The 16,563-nt window shown below is 62.3% G+C and carries 18 protein-coding genes; 5 read left to right on the top strand and 13 right to left on the bottom strand.

The features are described 5' to 3' along the window. Positions 1-37: 37 nt before the first annotated feature. The 11 genes from JK208_RS16040 to aat form a co-directional block, all read right to left on the bottom strand. Entirely contained in the window at positions 38-169 is a 132-nt protein-coding gene (locus tag JK208_RS16040; RefSeq protein ID WP_255314061.1) for a hypothetical protein, read from the bottom strand. A 154-nt stretch (positions 170-323) separates the two neighbouring features. Next, positions 324-1,019: an ATP12 family protein gene (locus tag JK208_RS01035; RefSeq protein WP_211574018.1), complete on the bottom strand. Its 696-nt coding sequence runs from the start codon at positions 1,017-1,019 to the stop codon at positions 324-326. Beyond that, complete coding sequence (locus JK208_RS01030) at positions 1,016-3,511, bottom strand: AsmA family protein (protein ID WP_211574017.1); 2,496 nt, start codon at positions 3,509-3,511, stop codon at positions 1,016-1,018. Before JK208_RS01030 ends, JK208_RS01035 begins: the two co-directional genes overlap by 4 nt. Beyond that, entirely contained in the window at positions 3,508-4,512 is a 1,005-nt protein-coding gene (locus tag JK208_RS01025; protein ID WP_194261887.1) for an RluA family pseudouridine synthase, read from the bottom strand. Before JK208_RS01025 ends, JK208_RS01030 begins: the two co-directional genes overlap by 4 nt. Next, complete coding sequence (locus JK208_RS01020) at positions 4,509-5,894, bottom strand: replication-associated recombination protein A (RefSeq protein WP_211574016.1); 1,386 nt, start codon at positions 5,892-5,894, stop codon at positions 4,509-4,511. Before JK208_RS01020 ends, JK208_RS01025 begins: the two co-directional genes overlap by 4 nt. Positions 5,895-5,990: 96 nt before the next feature. Then, on the bottom strand, positions 5,991-9,188 hold the full coding sequence (locus JK208_RS01015; RefSeq protein ID WP_249201862.1) for a DUF3971 domain-containing protein: 3,198 nt from the start codon (positions 9,186-9,188) through the stop codon (positions 5,991-5,993). 125 nt (positions 9,189-9,313) lie between these two features. Further along, entirely contained in the window at positions 9,314-9,817 is a 504-nt protein-coding gene (gene bcp / locus JK208_RS01010; RefSeq protein WP_211574014.1) for a thioredoxin-dependent thiol peroxidase, read from the bottom strand. A gap of 63 nt (positions 9,818-9,880) precedes the next feature. Continuing rightward, on the bottom strand, positions 9,881-10,270 hold the full coding sequence (locus JK208_RS01005) for a hypothetical protein (RefSeq protein ID WP_099285587.1): 390 nt from the start codon (positions 10,268-10,270) through the stop codon (positions 9,881-9,883). A 164-nt stretch (positions 10,271-10,434) separates the two neighbouring features. Then, positions 10,435-11,043 (bottom strand): hypothetical protein, encoded by a 609-nt coding sequence (locus JK208_RS01000; RefSeq protein WP_211574013.1) that lies wholly within the window; start codon positions 11,041-11,043, stop codon positions 10,435-10,437. Then, positions 11,040-11,960 carry a hypothetical protein gene (locus JK208_RS00995; RefSeq protein ID WP_211574012.1) on the bottom strand — a complete coding sequence of 307 codons (921 nt, stop codon included), beginning with the start codon at positions 11,958-11,960 and terminating at the stop codon, positions 11,040-11,042. Before JK208_RS00995 ends, JK208_RS01000 begins: the two co-directional genes overlap by 4 nt. Then, positions 11,957-12,634 (bottom strand): leucyl/phenylalanyl-tRNA--protein transferase, encoded by a 678-nt coding sequence (gene aat, locus JK208_RS00990; RefSeq protein WP_211574011.1) that lies wholly within the window; start codon positions 12,632-12,634, stop codon positions 11,957-11,959. Before aat ends, JK208_RS00995 begins: the two co-directional genes overlap by 4 nt. Positions 12,635-12,764: 130 nt before the next feature. On the opposite strand from aat, the gene JK208_RS00985 reads away from it, so the two are divergent. Beyond that, positions 12,765-12,983, top strand: coding sequence for a hypothetical protein (locus JK208_RS00985; RefSeq protein WP_194261960.1), 219 nt, complete (start codon positions 12,765-12,767; stop codon positions 12,981-12,983). A gap of 11 nt (positions 12,984-12,994) precedes the next feature. Here the strand turns inward: JK208_RS00985 and JK208_RS00980 are convergent, their stop codons facing one another. Then, positions 12,995-13,834, bottom strand: coding sequence for an EcsC family protein (locus tag JK208_RS00980; protein WP_194261880.1), 840 nt, complete (start codon positions 13,832-13,834; stop codon positions 12,995-12,997). Positions 13,835-13,988: 154 nt separating this feature from the next. On the opposite strand from JK208_RS00980, the gene JK208_RS00975 reads away from it, so the two are divergent. Continuing rightward, positions 13,989-14,507: a hypothetical protein gene (locus JK208_RS00975; protein WP_194266686.1), complete on the top strand. Its 519-nt coding sequence runs from the start codon at positions 13,989-13,991 to the stop codon at positions 14,505-14,507. Positions 14,508-14,519: 12 nt separating this feature from the next. Here the strand turns inward: JK208_RS00975 and JK208_RS00970 are convergent, their stop codons facing one another. Beyond that, positions 14,520-14,936: an EVE domain-containing protein gene (locus JK208_RS00970; protein ID WP_211574010.1), complete on the bottom strand. Its 417-nt coding sequence runs from the start codon at positions 14,934-14,936 to the stop codon at positions 14,520-14,522. 200 nt (positions 14,937-15,136) lie between these two features. On the opposite strand from JK208_RS00970, the gene JK208_RS00965 reads away from it, so the two are divergent. From JK208_RS00965 to ccmE, 3 genes are read left to right on the top strand one after another with little or no spacing between them, the layout of a single operon-like run. Further along, a complete protein-coding gene (locus JK208_RS00965) occupies positions 15,137-15,898 on the top strand; it encodes a heme ABC transporter permease (RefSeq protein ID WP_099285589.1) in 762 nt (253 codons plus the stop codon). Beyond that, positions 15,895-16,062, top strand: coding sequence for a hypothetical protein (locus JK208_RS00960; RefSeq protein WP_167315815.1), 168 nt, complete (start codon positions 15,895-15,897; stop codon positions 16,060-16,062). The genes JK208_RS00965 and JK208_RS00960 overlap by 4 nt, the downstream gene beginning before the upstream one ends. Further along, positions 16,059-16,562, top strand: a complete 504-nt coding sequence (ccmE, locus tag JK208_RS00955) for a cytochrome c maturation protein CcmE (protein WP_172492861.1) — start codon at positions 16,059-16,061, stop codon at positions 16,560-16,562. The genes JK208_RS00960 and ccmE overlap by 4 nt, the downstream gene beginning before the upstream one ends. Position 16,563 lies beyond the last annotated feature (1 nt).

Raw genomic sequence — 16,563 nt, 5'->3', positions numbered from 1 at the left:
GGACCGGGCTTTTTTATTGCCTGAATTGCAGGAAAAATCAGCCGTGAATGGCACAGACCACCACGATCAGCGGGGTCGCAGCCAGAAAAAGCCATGCTCCAATGGAGCAGGTCTTCACGACACGGGTACCCATGTGACGCAGCAGGGGCCTACGAACGGATACGGACATAACTTCCTCGACTCTGACAGTGTTCGACAGAACCGGAAATAGCGCCCGCTCCCCGGTCGGGGCGAGTCACCAATCATCTCGTTCTGTCACATGGCAGGGCCTTCAATGATCCTCGAATATGGCAAGATCATGCCCTATTCAGGGCATTTTCCTCTTAGATCGAAACCTTACGTCCCAATGTCAGAAACAGTCCCGCATCGAGAATATCCTTCTCGCGATTTTCCATCGTGCGGACGAGTTCCTCATCCTGCCCCCATGTCGCAAGCTGGGATTTTTCGTCGTTATTGGCCCACAACACGGCATCCACGAGGCTGACAGCGCCGCCCACGACGGCAAGCGCCAGAAGCAGGCTGCCTGTCGCCTGTGCCAACACCCCCAGAACCGCAAGCTCCAAATCACCCTGCGCCGCCAGTAGCTGCGCCAGAGCATCCAGATATCCGTCCGGCTGCGCCACTGGCATGAGACCATCTGTTACACTCGGGTGGATCCCGTAACCCGAAAGCCAGGCGAAAACCTGCTTCGCAACCGGCCCGATCCCGTCTTCACAATAACAGAGCCCGTCATCCACCCCGAGTCCGAGCAGCATATCCCGTGCGGCCTGCGGATCAGGCGCGATCCGCTCGATCATCGTCCCGGCAATCCGGGTCAGAGGCAGAGCGTCCGGCGTGAAGGACGCATTTTCCGCAATCCCTCCCCACTCCCCCGCAATGGCGTCGGCCAGAGCGGACGAACGGACGGCCAGAACCCGTCCCTTTGGCAGACGGATCGGTCGTCCATCGAGACGCGGTTCGAACAGGCCGCCCTCAGATACGACCGAGACCGCTTTCCAGAAACGCTTGTGCCCGCTCAATGCAGAACTCCCAGAGCCCGAAGGATATCCCCGGCCTTTGAATGATGAGACTTGATTGCCTCCGGCGTCGGACCGGGCTGTCCTTCACGTGCAGTCGCAAGGGGCGCCGTGCATGGATCGGCAGCATTGCCGTCCCCACCGATTGTGACGTGGAAATTACCGCCAGCATCCCGGTCCTGCGCGACATGCGGGGCCGCGAGCGTTCCCGTCAGCACAACCGGTGTGGAGGCCCCTGCCCCTTCAAAATCCACCACAGGCAGAAGGCGCAGATCCAGAACCTGCGTCCCTAGACCGACCGTACCATTACCCGAAACGGAAAAGCGCCCGGACTGGAGCCCCAGCGTGTCGATATGCGCCATATCGTTTGCAATGGTCATATGCAGCCCCAGACACCGCAGCGAGCGGTCGCCTTTCCCGAGGACCACACTGGCCGCAGATCCCGCCATCTGCCCGAGCAGCGTACTCTGCACCTGACCATCCACCATCGACAGGCCCAGATGCCCCTCCAGCGATTGCCTCAGTTCATCAGCGTCGTTGCCCTTGGCTGAGAGATACCCCAAGACCTGCACAGGCCCCTGAAGCAGCAGCGGCATTCCAAAACGCGTCTCCAGCAGACCGGCTGGCAGAATAAGCGGTTGGAAGGTCACGTTCCCCGAGACAGGCAGCGCACTGGCATCCAGTTCCATCATTCCCGAAAGCGCCAGACCCTGCGCCTGTCCGGAAATCGGGTCCAGACGCAGATGACCGCCTGACAGCGTCAGTCGCGTCGCCAGATCGGTATAGTCCCGTCCCGCAAACACGACGTGATCGGCTGTCAGATGCAGGTTCACATCCTGCGCCCGCAGCCGTTTGACCCAAGAGGGCGTCAGGTCCGGCGCACTCGGAATTGCGACAGGATGCTCGTCTTGCGCCGAAACAGTCTTGTTACCCTGCGACGTCGCTGGCGTTACGGTTGGAACAGCCACTGCCGGAAGCGCTGGCTCAAGCCAAATCCCCTTGAGCACGTCCAGATCCATTTTTGCGGCATGAATATTTCCGCTCACAACGGGCGGCACATCCTGCCCCAGAACCACCTTGAGCGCCCCATCCAGAGCCAGTTCCTGACTGCCGAACGTCACGCCATCAAGCGAAAGGCTCTCGCGGTCATGCGTCTCCAGCGTGCCATGCAAGCTCACATCATGCAGAAGCGCACCCGGCAGATGGAGCGTCTTCCCGCTCCCGTCCGCCGTCAGATGCCCATTCTCCGCACCGATCGTTCCCGAAACGGCGACGCGGGCCTTGTCTTGCGCATTGAGGGATGGCCCACCGGAGAGGAGCGTGGTCTGGCTACGCAGTTCCGCCGTCAGCGGCACTGCGGTCTGCAGGCCGTTCCGCCATGCGGCAACCGCCTGCTGCATCGTCCCGGCCCCGGCTTCCACATGCCACGCCGTATCGCGCCACTGCGTATCCGCCGTAACCGTCAGCGCTGCATCCGGGCCAGCGGAATCAAGATGAAGATTCTGTACCGCGCCCTGTTTCAGCACAACAGAGCCGGCATGCAGATGAACGCGCGTGGGCGTCATCGTCTCCGCAAGACGGTGCAGCAGCGCATTTCCGTCCAGACCAGTCAGCGGACCCGGACTGCCCTGAAGCGCAACATCGCCGCCCAGTGCCGGAACATCCGGCAGATTGGCGTGAGGGAACAGACGGTGCGCGTCCTGAAGATTGGGCCACTCGCCCTGGACCGTCAGCAGCACGTTTTCCATCTTAGACGGATTGCCGATCCGCCCGTCCAGATTCAACCAGTCGCGCCTGTCGCCCTCACCCAGCGTTGTGCCGATGCTGAACGCCCAGGGTTGAGTGCCCTGACGTTGCGACAGAGTGCCGACATGCCCCTTGAGCGTGAAGGGCGTCCCGGCATGATGTCCCTGAAGGCTGATCCACGGACTGGGACTGCGGAGCCCCGCCAGATCAAGCGAATCCAGACCGAACGATCCGCTCGTATGGCTCAGGCGATCGTTCCAGAGCACTGCCGTCTGCGCGACATGCAGCCCATCAAGCGACAGGTTCCAGTGCGCATGGATCCGCTGGCCGCTCTGTGTCTTCACAGGTAGAGAAGCATCCTCGTCCTCACGATCCGGCGTCAGAGACCAGTTGGCCTGTCCGTCCAGACCGCGCACCAGATTGACGGTCGCTTTTTCGATGACGACATCCTGAAACCGGACCTCGCGGTGCAGCAGGGCAAAAATAGCGATCCCCGCATGGATCGTATGGGCCTTGAGGAGCGGCGTCTGCCCATCACGCGTCAGTACGACATCAGACGCCTCGAAGGCTGGCCAGGGCAGAAGCTGCACCGACGAATGACGGACCTGCATCGAAAGCCCTGTCTGGTGCCGAAGCGCCACGGCCACGCGCTCGCGGAGCGCGTCCTGATCGATCAGGACATGCGTGGCCACACTCACACCAACAAAAGCAACGATGACGGCAATTAGACCGCCGGTGAGCTTCTTCATTTCGCAGGCCCCCTGCCTTTGCTGCTGCCTCCACGAACACGTTTGGGCGCAGGCGTTTCACCCGGCACAAAACCCAGCGTGCGGAACGTCTCGCGCATATGCGGCGGCAAAGGGGCCGTCACGATCAAACGCCCACCGGCGGGATGGGGAATATCAAGCTGACGCGCATGAAGATGCAACCGGTCGATAAAACCTTCCGGATGTGCGGCCTTTCCGCCATAGCGCGGATCGCCAAGGATCGGCGTGCCGATGGATTCGGTATGCACGCGAAGCTGATGCGTCCGCCCCGTCAGCGGAGACAGCTTCAGCCAGCTTAGCTTCTTTCCAGCCGCATCCAGCGTCGCATAGTCGGTCTTGGCCGAAGCCGCGTCTTCCTCATCGCGTGAAGCCGCGATCACCAGCGCCGCGCCACCTGCGCCGATCTTGGCCAGAGGCTGGTCGATGATGCCGGATTCCGGCGAAGGCCGTCCGACAACCACAGCCCAGTAGGTCTTCTCCACATCGCGCCCACGGAACGCAGCCGCAAGCTTCGCCGCCACACCCGGCGTCCGCGCAATCAGAAGGATGCCGGACGTGTCACGGTCGATACGATGCACCAGACGCGGCCGATCGCCGCCCTCAGGCCGCAGGCCGTCAAGCATCATGTCCACATGCTTCGTAATCCCCGGACCGCCCTGCGTCGCAAGGCCCGATGGTTTGTCGAGAACAAGCAGGTGCTCGTCCTCGTAAATCACCATCTTGCGGATCTCGCGCTCCAGCATCGGATCCGGCGGCGGCAGGGGCGCGGGCTTGTCCACGTCCGGCAGCGGCGGGATGCGGACGGTCTGTCCGGGAATCAGGCGCGTATTGGTCTGAACACGCCCTCCCTCTACGCGGATCTGTCCCTTGCGGCACAGTTTCTGGAGCGCGCCCTGCGTCAGATTGGGGTAGTGACGTCTGAACCAGCGGTCGAGGCGAATATCGGCCTCATCCTCGGTCACGATGCGGTTGGTAACTGTCATGGTTCGCGGGATGCCCTCTTGGCGGCCCGCATGTCCAGAAGTTTTCTGATACGCCCCTCATGTCCGCGGTCCGTGGGATGGTAAAGAGACGCTCTGGGCATCCCGTCCGGAAAGTAGTTCTGGCCCGAAAATCCGCCCTCGCTGTCGTGGTCGTATTCATAGCCCTTGCCGTATCCGATGTCCTTCATCAGGGATGTCGGCGCATTCAGGATATGCGACGGCGGCATCAGGCTGCCGGTATCGCGCGCCAGAGCACGGGCTGCCTTATAGGCCGTGTAGACCGCATTGGATTTCGGCGCGGTCGCCAGATGCACCACGACCTGCGCCAGCGCCAGTTCCCCTTCCGGCGAGCCCAGCCGTTCATAGGTCTGCCACCCTGCCACAGCCATCGGCAGCGCGGACGGATCGGCCTGTCCCACATCCTCGGCCGCAAAGCGCGTCAGGCGACGGGCGATGTAGCGCGGGTCCTCCCCGCCCTCCAGCATCCGCGCGAACCAGTACAATGCCGCATCCGGATCGCTGCCGCGCAGTGATTTGTGCAGCGCGGAAATGAGATTGTAGTGCTCTTCCCGATCCCGGTCATAGAGGATCGCCCGGCGGGACAGGATTGCCGCCAGATCGCTCGGTGTCAGCACCTGCGACGGATCAAGCGCCACAAGCTGCTCGACCATATTCAGCAGATACCGCCCGTCCCCATCCGCCATAGCACGCAAACTGGCCCGCGCTTCCGGATCGAGCGGCAGCGGACGGCCGACTTCCTCTTCCGCATGCACGAGCAGGCTTTCAAGGCTCGCATCATCCAGCCGGTTCAGCACCAGAACCTGACACCGCGAGAGCAACGCCGCATTCAGCGCAAAGGACGGGTTCTCCGTGGTTGCACCGACCAGAACCACCGTCCCGCGCTCAACATACGGCAGAAACCCGTCCTGCTGCGCGCGGTTGAAGCGATGGATTTCGTCCACGAACAGCAGCGTGCCCTTGCCCGTCGCCGACTGCTTCTGGTCCGCTTCCTCAAACGCCCGGCGCAGATCCGCCACGCCAGAAAACACGGCGGAAATCTGGGAATAAAATAACCCGGCCCGTCCAGCCAGAAGCCGTGCAATCGTCGTCTTGCCACATCCCGGACCACCCCACAGGATCAGGCTGGACAGCGTGCCACGCGCCAGCATCCGCGTTAACGTCCCCTCAGGGCCAAGCAGATGATCCTGCCCCCGCACGTCTTCCAGCCGCTTCGGGCGCAGACGGTCCGCCAGAGGCTGCGTCCGTGAGGGTGGCCGACGCTGGACCTGCGGCGCTTCGACCGAACGCTCCTGCCGTGCAAAGTGCGGCGCATGTCCGGACGGACGCTTCGCCCCGGGGGCGCCCCCGAAAAGATCTGTCATGTCCGTCACTGGCGTCCCGCGCTCCCCGAAATGTTCTTCGACTTCCCGATCAGAGATGGGACTTCCGACCCGTCAGGATAATCCCCAAGCCCAACCTTAATGCAGAATACGCCGAAGCACGCCCGGCAACAGCATCGACAGCGGATTGACTGACAGATCGGGTTTTTCAACCGTTCCATGCAGCTCAAACGTCGCCGCCAATAGTCCGCCACCCTTCTCGGGAGACATCAGATGCCCCAGAACCGGCAGCTTCCCCGGAAGCGCATTCAACCCGAAAACCGGCACGATCGTCCCGTTAAGGTTCAGCCCGGACGTTTTCAGATCAATCGGCCCTTCCATCGTGGCCCCAAGCGCCTGATTGCCGATCACCCCGTCACGCAACACCAGCATATTCCCCGCCAGACTGAGCCGCGTGGAGAGATGAGTGATTTCAAACCGGTCCAGATGATTGGTCAGCCAGTGCAGCGGCGAGAGGTCGGAGACTGCCGTCAGCGTCAGCGGCGGCCGCAGGAACTCGGACGGTCCCATGTCCACATGCCCCCGGAACGGCGGCAAACCGCCCCACAGCCCTGCCGATTTCGCGCTCCGTCCTTCCGGAACTTTCCGAACACTGGTTTCATCTGGCGTAAACACCCCGTCCAGATGCGTCTTCCCCCCCCGGATGCGATCATACAGTCCCAGATTTTCCAGCAGCAGACCCAGATTGTCGATATCCAGAACGAACGGATGCTCCCGCCCCGTATCGCCCAGAGCCGCCCGCACCCGTGTCGGCGCATCCAGCGCAAACCGCCCCGATGTCAGATGTCCGTTGCGCAGCTCGATCTGCGAGACGACACCGCCCACCTGCGCTTTAGGGCCATAATAGACATGCGGCGCGTTCAGGGAGATGGACCAGCTATCTCCCATCGACGCGCTTTTCCCGCCTGATCCACTCTGCGTTCCCGTATCCGCCACCGGGGGATGCGGCGCGAACATCGGCGCCAGATCCAGCGGATCGGCATCGACTGTCACACCAACAGGCTGTTCCGCACTCTGCGGCAGGGCAATGCGCGCATCCCCCTGCGTCCGACCGATACGAAAGCCTTCCAGAACGATCCCGGTCAGCTTGCCTGCCCGCGTGACGCCCCTGCCCGCCACGGAGAGATCGGTCCCATGCGCCTGCAATCCGTCCAGAACGGACATTTTCCCGTCCTGAAACCCAATATGCACCATGGCCGTCGCAGGCTCACCCAGCGGCTTGGCCCAGATCGGCACACTCAGAGCGGCCTGGGCCATGTCCAGCGACAGTTTCAGATCGGACGTTTCGTTCGCCTGCTGCACAAAATGCGCATTCAGAACCGCATGGCCATCAAACAGACCAACCGGCGCGATCCGGGCCTTTGCCGCAGACTGCGGGTCTAGAACCGAGCGCGCATCAATCGTCTGCAATACGCGCGACGGCGCACCACCCCGGAAATTTTCATGCAGGACCACATGCGTGGGAATACCCGCAAGCTGGCCATCTCCTGTCAGGTCTAGCGCATCCTCGGTGGCGGACATCTTGCCCGAAGCCCCGTCCACCGCATGTCCCATCAGGACATTTCCCAGATGCACTCCCGAAAACGCCGCCTGCGTCCAGACATGCAACGCCCCGTCCGGGATATGCGCCACCAGCGGCAGCGTCATGCGGACATGCGCGTCCACCGTGCCTGCTGGCTGCGTGAACGGCAGCGGATGCCGTGACAGAAGATGCAATCGCGGATGCGCCAGAGCGGACATGAACCCCGCCAGAGGCCCCGTCAGATGCGCGGAAATATCGCCCGTCTGGTCTTTGTCATAGAGCTTGCCGATCCGGATTTCGCCATCTGGAAGCAGCACGTTCTGCTTCACATCCGTGGGCTGAACGCCCCGGCTCAGATCAATGACGAGCGTTTCGGGACCATCGAAATGCAGGGACGCATCAAGCCCCCTGGCCGGAGGAACAGGGCGCAGCCAATGGACCGTCAGGCCATGCCCCGTCAGTTTTCCTTCAATCGCGGTCGGCAGGATTTTGTCCGGACCATGATCGCTGTGCAGATGGGCTTTGACGTGCAGATCCCGCCCTGTCCCGTCCGTGATGTTCTTCGAAACCCAGCGTCGCCCGCCTTTGACGATGGTTGCGGGCCAGATGGACCCCAGTGTTGCAAAGCGGATCGCATCCAGCCCGGCCTCCACGTCTGCGTCCAGCACTGTCGGCTTGAGCAGATTGTCCAAGCTGGCACTGGCCGAAGCCTTCAGATGGGTCAGCGTACCGTCGGTATCGGCCACATCCAGCGCTGCTGAAGGAACGTCGAGCCGCGCACCACCCTTCAGGCCCGGACGGTCCATCCGCAGATGCACGCTCGCCTGCCCTGCATGAAGATGGATCGGGTCGGCGGTTTTCTGAAAAACCTTCCCATCCCTGAGAGACAGGTTCAGCGTCAGTTCCGATGGAAGTGCATCCATTCCTTTCGGCACGAACACCGCATCGGCCGCGATAGACACCGGAACATGCCAGTTCGCAGCTTGTGGATTGAAAACCCCAAGCTGAGCCGGCTCAAATGGCGCCGCCTGCAGATGCAACAGTCCATTATGCCTGACCTGACGGGCCTGTGCCGTCAGGATGGTATGGAATCCATCGAGCGCAACCGCGGCCCGCCCGGACCCGACCCACACGAAATCCCGTGAATGTGGCGCCACCCGGATCCGGCGCGCCTTCATGTCCACGTCACCGATGACGGCGGTCCGGTCCTGTGGAAGCCCGGCGAATGTGATGGAAACATTATGGATATCCACGGCGCGTAAACGGTCGAGCCGCGTCGGCACACCCCGGCCGCCCCGTTTCTGCTCCGGCAAATCCATGTCCACATCGCCGTCAGGCAAACGGCGCAGGGCCAGAGTGGCGCCTTCGAGACGCAGGGTGCGCGGCGCAATCACGCCTTCAAACAACGCACTTAGTGAAAGAACGGCATCCGCCTCAGTCGCGCGTTCCGCCACCAGATTGTCAAACCGGGTGACTTTCAGCCCGCGCGCCATCAGCACCAGCCCAGCCGGAACGCCGCCCGCGCTCGGCTGCCACTGGATCCAGAGCCTGTCCCAGCTCAGCCGACCAGCCGGATGTCCGGGGCGTTTGCCCGCCGCAATCGAGACCGGCTCCACAACATGGGAGACGCGCGTGATCTCCACGGGGCCGTGGGCCAATTTCCACAGGAACACACTGCCCGCAGCCGCCACGAGCGCAACCGGCGCAACACAGATCAGGGCAACCCAGCGCGCCACATGCCAGTGTCGCGGCATGTGTGGGCCCGGGCAAAAAGGATGCAAACGCCTGCGGGGAGGACGCGGGAAGTCGTGGACGGCCATAGACGGTCATCGGCGCGTTTCCGGCCTGTCTCCCTCGTGAGAGTTGGAGGTGTAAGCCCTCAGGCCTTCGGAAGGTTCCGGAAAGCCTCCGCCACCAGAACTGCATGTGCAGCAGGTTTCACCTTACGCCACACGTTCCGGATGACGCCCTGTCCATCCACCAGAAAGGAACTGCGCTCCATCCCCATATAGGTCCGGCCATACATGGATTTCTCGACCCAGGTTCCGTAAGCCTCGGCGACGGCATGGTCCTCATCCGAGGCCAGCGGGAACTTTAGGCCATATTTCGTGGCGAATTTTTCAATTTTCGCCACCGGATCGGGGCTGACACCAATGATCGTCAGACCCTCGACATCGAATTGGGGCAGAACCTCCTGAAGACCACAGGCCTGCGTCGTACAGCCGGGGGTGTCGGCTTTCGGATAGAAATACAGCAGATAAGGCTTCCCGCTCAGTGCGGCACTGCTCACAGTGCGCCCGGCAGAAGCGGGAAGCGTAAAATCTGGCGCCCGGTCGCCCGGTTGCAGGTCTGTATTCTGTGCAGAAACGGTCATAAGCGGCATGATTGCCCGACCCGTTCGATCCGATCAAGGCAAACCGGACGAAAACCGTTCAGTATTCCGGGATCAGTATCCCGGATACATCACAACGGGGGGCGGTCCGTACACAACCCGTGGCGGCGGCGCATAGACGACCGGCGGTGGAGCATACACGACCTGCGGCGGCGGAGGGGGCGGCGGACCATAAGGCTGGGCCAGCAGCGCGCCGCCTACGGCACCGAGAGCCAGACCACCCAGAATACCCCCGACAATCGCGCCGGAATGGTCATGATGCCAGCCGCCGCGCCCACCGCCCGGAGGCCCGCCATATCCATACCCGCGACCGTAACCCGGACCATATCCCGGCCCACCGCCATGCCAGTGAGCCTGTGCCTGAGGCACGATGGCATTCGGGACGATTGCGGAACCGATCAGCAGCGGAGCGGCCATAAGAACTGCACGTGTGATGCGACGCATGGCATCTTTCTCCTCGAAACACGTGGACCAGAAAAGCCGGTTAAAACAGGCTTGTCCGTCCATGAGAAAGATCATGCCCGCTGAAAATGGCAGCAAGAGGCGCCAATCATGGCAGGAGCCGGACAAATTGTAACAGACACCCGCCCAGCCTCAGAAAGCGCCCCTCAGTGCGGCGACTCGACCCGGTGATAACCCGGCGGCGGGTCAAAAACATCGAGCGGCTGCGGAGAACGGCTGACCGAGACCGCTTCCACGACCGGCTTTCCGTCATGCACCGCCCCCAGCATCAACCCGTCCTCCGTGTAACAGAAGGTGGTCGGATGACGGTCAGTGTCGGCACTTTCCCAGATCGTGCAGGCTTCCCCGGCAATCCGGCCCTGCCCCATTCGGCGCCATAATCCGGCTGCGGGCGTTCCGGGCGCCGCGAAACTACCGCCCGGCGCTGGCATGACCGTCGCCGTGCGCTTGGTCCCATCCAGCACCATCAGAATATGGGTGCGGTAATCCGTCAGCATGACCGTTGCTGACCCTTCGGGCTCGATCCGCTGCCGCCACGACGTGGACGTCCAGCGCATCCGCTGATGCAGATGCTGTCCAGCCGGACCCGTCAGAATATAATCGATATCGGCATCATGCAGCGGCGTCACGAGCGGAGCCTGTGCCTGAAGCGGCGCAGGAGTTGCGAGGACATCCGCCTTTGCGGAAAATCCGGCCACAGCCTCCATCAACAGACAGACCGTCATTCCAGCTGTGCGCAGTCCCATCAGGCTCATTTGTGATTTCCATCAGCCGGGCCACTCGGCGGCTGATCCGGCGCAGACACGGAACCATCTCCTGAAGAATCATTCGAAACGGAGGGCTGCGTCGTATCGGGCTGAGCGCTCTGGCCCGGCAGCAGTGCCGTATGCCCACCCGGCGTTGTCGTGACTGGCGCAGGCGCATCCCTATCCCCGATCACGGGCGTATCGGAATCCGACACGTCGGGCGTCGCGGCCTCATGCGTTGTCGTCTTCATATCCGTGCCCGAGGCTTCCGGCACCGGAGAGGGCGTCGCACTCCCTGCCTGGCTCTGATGCGCGGGACGCATTTTCGGCTCCAGCATATGAAATCCTGCCGGAGGCTCGAACGTGGAGGACGGGATGTCCTGATAGGATACCGAAAGCGCCTTGATGGAGCCTTCCACACCGTCCGCATCCACGCCGTTTTCGGCCAGAATAACACCATCCGGCGTCACGCAGGCGCTGGCCGTGCCGTGACTGCTCTGGATGGTCCAGCGATCGCACGCCACCCCCGCCACGGTGTCATGACCAGCAGCCTTATACTGCATGTCCAGATCAAGCATGAACGGATTGTGCAGACCGTGGCTTGGATGAAGGCGCGTATAGAGCTGCTGCTTCATCATCACGAGCGTGACCTGCTGCGCCGGACGATCAAGAATCGTCACCCCGTTGCCATCCTGCGAATCGATCCGCAGCAGATCGCCCGCGCCCGAGAACGCGACTTTGACACTCTCGGGATGACCTTTCGTCGCACTCGACAGCGTGGAAAGCTCATACACGACCGTCACATCCCGCGTCGGCGTCAGGCGGGGATGATCGTCCGCATGAGCCGGTGTCATCACAGACAAACCGGCCACCAGCAGCCCGATCGGCGCGGCGCTCAGAAAAACAGGGCGCGTAAAAACAGTCATGGCGGATCTCCGGCAGGCACGCGCCCGGGAAGCGCGCGCAGGGACGCAATGGATTCACGCAGGGCCTGAAGGCTGAAATCGTCAGGCCAGACCGCACGCACGGTCAGCGCCTGATGAAGCAGGGACTGATAATCCTCCGCCGGAATTCCGATCCCACCCAGCCCCGTCAGATGGGGCGTGGTGTATTGCGTATCCAGCAGCGTGTATCGCCCCTGTCGCAGCCCTGCGACAAGATGGACCAGCGCCACCTTAGAAGCATCACGTTCCCGCGAAAACATGCTCTCGCCGAAAAAAGCCCCCCGCAGCGACACGCCATACAGCCCCCCAACCAGAGCCCCGCCGTCCCAGACTTCAATGGAATGGGCGTTTCCCTGACGGTGCAGGTCACCATAAAGACTGCGGATGCGCCCGCTGATCCATGTCGTCTCCCGCCCCGGAGCCGCTTCGGCACAGGCCAGCATGACGTCATCGAACGCCCGATCCGCCGTCACCATCATCCTGCCCGACATCACGAGACGCATGAGCTTTTTGGGAACATGCATCCCGTCCAGCGGCATGATCCCGCGCTCTTCCGGCAGATACCATGTCAGTTCCGCGCTTTCCGCATCCGGAGCCATGGGAAAAATCCCCGAGGCATAAGCCTGAAGCAGCAGGTCCGGCGTTATCTCATCCATGACGACACAGTTTCTACCCGTTTCCTGAACTGAGGCGCCGCAGAGCACATGTATGGATCCTGTCGTGCGAAATCATGGCCGTGGAGACAACGACCATGATAAAGGTGGCCTGCCATCAGGGAGACCGCCAGTGCCGCTTGCTTTCATTTACGCCATCATCCTCGTCATACTTGGCGCCCTGCGCCTGCTGATGCCCGAAATACACGGCCTGTTGATGGTTCTGGCCAAAATCAGCGCGGCCTGTCTGGTTATCTCCGCGCTCGTGGATCTGTGGACGATGCGCAAAAACGTCGAACCTGCGACGATGACCGAAGCGTCCCTGACCACAGAAGGAGCAACAGAAGCCTGAGACTCCTGAGTTCAGGAAAATGTCTCAGACGTACCCATCCCACCGGCCCGCAGGTCGGCAGCAGCCTCCTTAACGGCCAGCCCATGCGTGCGTTCCAGACGACGGATCGTGAAATGGGCCCGTGCCAGCGCGCGGTAATGCGCCAGAAACGCCGTGTTGAGAGACGCCCCACACAGCGCGCCCGCAACCGGCACCATCTGCAACGCGAACTTGCGCGACAGACCGATTCCGTAATGCGACGCCACTTCCGCCATCAGCATCACGATAGGCCGTCCGCGCAGCAGCGCACGCGCCGAGAAGAAACCCAGTTCGCCTTCCTCGTCGCTCTGACGCGCCGGAAAACTGCGGAGCGCAAAAACTTCCAGACAGGCCCGGCGCGTATCTTCGTTACGCAGATCCTCGCCTTCCTCGCGCGCAATGCGGGCGATTTCGCGCATGATAGTTAGCGTTGTGAATCCGACATCCGGCGCAAGACCGAAAATTCCCCCGAAACCGCCCAGCGCACCAGAGACGGCCACGGCGGCCTGTCCCAGATTCTCACGCATCGGATCACGCGGGGCCGGCGCATCGTTGTCGATACCCAGAACAGCCACACGAAACGCCCGTTCGATGGCAGCTTCCGCCGTCTTGTGGAATTTTTCCTGCACCGCCGGGGCCAGTCCGAGTCCCTGCATGCCGAGTCGCGTGGCCTGTCCGACCGCGCCGCCCATCAGGTCGGCCAGACGCACGAGAACCCCACGGCCCTGCTCCACCTTTTCAAGAACGGACTGAAGCTGTGCAAGGGAATCCCCGTCCAGCGCCGTCGAGGCGAAATTGCTGGTCGGAAGCTGCGTGTCATTCACTGAGGTCATGACGATCAAAACTCCTGTTCGTAAGACCCGAAACCGTTTACCGGATAGCAGGTTTCATATCCTAACATGGCACCATCATGGGGATATCGGCGCCAGAAGACTACCCGGGCCAACTATCCGGACGAGCACCGTCGGGGTGAGGAGAATTACACCAATGACCGCATTATCGCGCTTGATCCTGTCGGCCCCGCTGACAGCCACCCTCCTCGTTCCGGCGGTTTCTCCAGCTTTTGCCGCCCCGAGTCACAGCCACCACCATGCCGCTCACGGCACGGCCAATCTGCCGCAGATGGGCCCAACCTCCGGTCAGATCGTCGGCGCGCCCGCAAAACCCCTGACCCCGGCCCAGACGGCAGCCCTCCCCGATGAAGGCGCCCCGCCCCCGCCGCATGGCTATACGGAAGTGGAAGACTCGGAAACCGCCCTCGCCAGCTACAGCGACCGGGTCCGGACGCATCTGCCGGTCGGCATGCCCGGCCCGAACGCGCAGCAGAAAACCAACGGCCCCAACAACCTACCGTCCCATTTCACGCTGTTTGGTATGCCGGTGAAGTTCAACGCCCCCGTGCAGTCGCCTTATGAAGACGAAGACTCACCGACGAGCTATGCCGGTCATCCGGTCAATGGCCAGACGAACATCCTCGTGAACGGCGACGCCTCTCCCATTCACTAAGAAATACGGTCTTCAGGGGCGCACCCAGTCCCCGATCTGCGTCAGGTGTCGGAACTCCTCCTCCGTCACCGGCGCCACGGACAGTCTGGACTGTTTCAACAGCGCCATCTCCGCCAGAGCCGGATCGGCCTTGATTTCGGCAAGACTCACGGGACGGCCAAAAGCCCCCATCGCCTTCACATCCACACAGACCCAGCGCGGATCATCCGCAGTCGGGTCCGGATAGGCCTCCCGCACGACTTCCACCACACCCACAATCCGTTTTTCGCTAACGGAATGGTAGAAAAACGCCAGATCGCCGTTTTTCATCGCCGCAAGATTGTTGCGCGCCTGATAGTTGCGTACGCCGGTCCACGGCTCGACATTATTATGCACCTGCTGCGCCCATGAGAACGCCTCGGGTTCCGATTTCACCAGCCAGAAAGCCATCTCTCACTCCCGCCACAAAGGCTGCCCCAAAAGCTACCCTTGGGGCATTTTGCGCTCAATTCCGTGAAACGTGATAACAGTGATCGGAACAATGGGACAACGCGCCTCTTCCGAATATGATTGCTTCGGACTATTTCAATGGGGAACCTGTCGCGGGGAACCCATCGCCGCGTTGCCACTCTGCCGAGGTCCGTGTCCCAGTGCGCCCTACCCCCAACCTGCTCCATCGCTATGCCAATCCGGGGCAGTTCCTGCGTCTGGCGCGCACGCTGCTGCCCTGGCTGACCGGTGGCGCAATCGTGTTTCTCGTGGTCGGTGTGATCTGGGGTCTCTTCATCGCCCCGGCCGACTGGCAGCAGGGCGACACCGTCCGCATTATGTATGTGCATGTCCCAATGGCGTGGCTGGCATCGTCCTGCTACCTCGGGCTTGCAACCTGCGGCGTGCTTTCGCTGGTCTGGCGCCATCCGCTGGCCGATCTGGCCGCCATAGAAATCGGACCCGTCGGCGCCTGCGCCGCCGCTTTGTGCCTGATTACGGGCTCGCTGTGGGGTGAGCCGATGTGGGGCACATGGTGGGTCTGGGACGCGCGCCTGACATCCATGCTGGTGCTGTTCTTCCTGTATCTGGGCCATATCGCCCTGATCCGCGCCTTTGACGAACCCGCCCGCGGCCAGCGCGCCGCCGCGATCCTCGCTCTGGCCGGCGTCATTGACCTTCCGATCATCAAGTTCAGCGTCCAGTGGTGGAACACCCTGCACCAGCCCGACAGCATCACCCTGACCGGCGCACCCACCATGTCCATGATGATGCTCTGGCCGCTGCTGATCTGCACGATCGGCTTCACGCTCGGTGTTGCGGCCGTCATTTTCACCCGGCTCAGCGCCGCCATCCATGAAAGCCGTGCGCGCCAGATGATGGCCCGTTCGCGTCTCGACCGCAGGGACAGTCAAGCAGCATGATGCATCTCCCGAATCACTGGCCCTATATCGCGGCCTCCTATGCCCTGACTCTGGGCTGTTCGCTCGTCCTCGGCGTCGGTGCTGCCCTGCGTCTGCGAAAATCCAAGGCCCGTCTGGCCGCTGTTGAAGGCCATGCCCGCCGCCGTGAAAGGTCAGCCTCATGACCCGCAAGACCCGTCGTCTCTGGATCGTCATTGCCTGTCTGGCCTGTGTCGGCTCCGCCGCCGCCCTGACGCTGCGGGCGTTCTCGTCCAACATCGTCTTTTTCATGGCGCCCTCACAGGTGAAGGCCAATCCGCCCTCACCCGATCGCACCATCCGCCTCGGCGGCATGGTCATGGCGGGCAGCCTGCACCGTATCAACGAAAACGGCACCCCCGTGAACGCCTTTCAGGTGACGGACGGACAGGCCGCGGTCGAAGTCCATTACACCGGTATCCTCCCCGACCTGTTCCGCGAAGGACAGAGCGTCGTCGCCCTCGGCACCGTCCAGAAGGACGGCGGCTTCACCGCCAGCGAAGTCCTCGCCAAGCATGACGAGACCTACATGCCCAAGGAAGTCGCGGACGAACTCAAACGCACCGGCAAATGGGACCCACGCTTCGGCAAAGCGCCGGACGCCTCAAGCTGGGACACCATGACCGCAAAGAAAGCAGGGGGCTGAT

It is taken from the genome of Gluconobacter sp. Dm-74 (genome assembly GCF_018256135.1).
In the GTDB taxonomy this organism is placed as follows: Bacteria; Pseudomonadota; Alphaproteobacteria; order Acetobacterales; family Acetobacteraceae; genus Gluconobacter; species Gluconobacter cadivus.
Note: the sequence above shows the minus strand (reverse complement) of the source record. Positions and strands in the feature narration are given on the sequence as shown.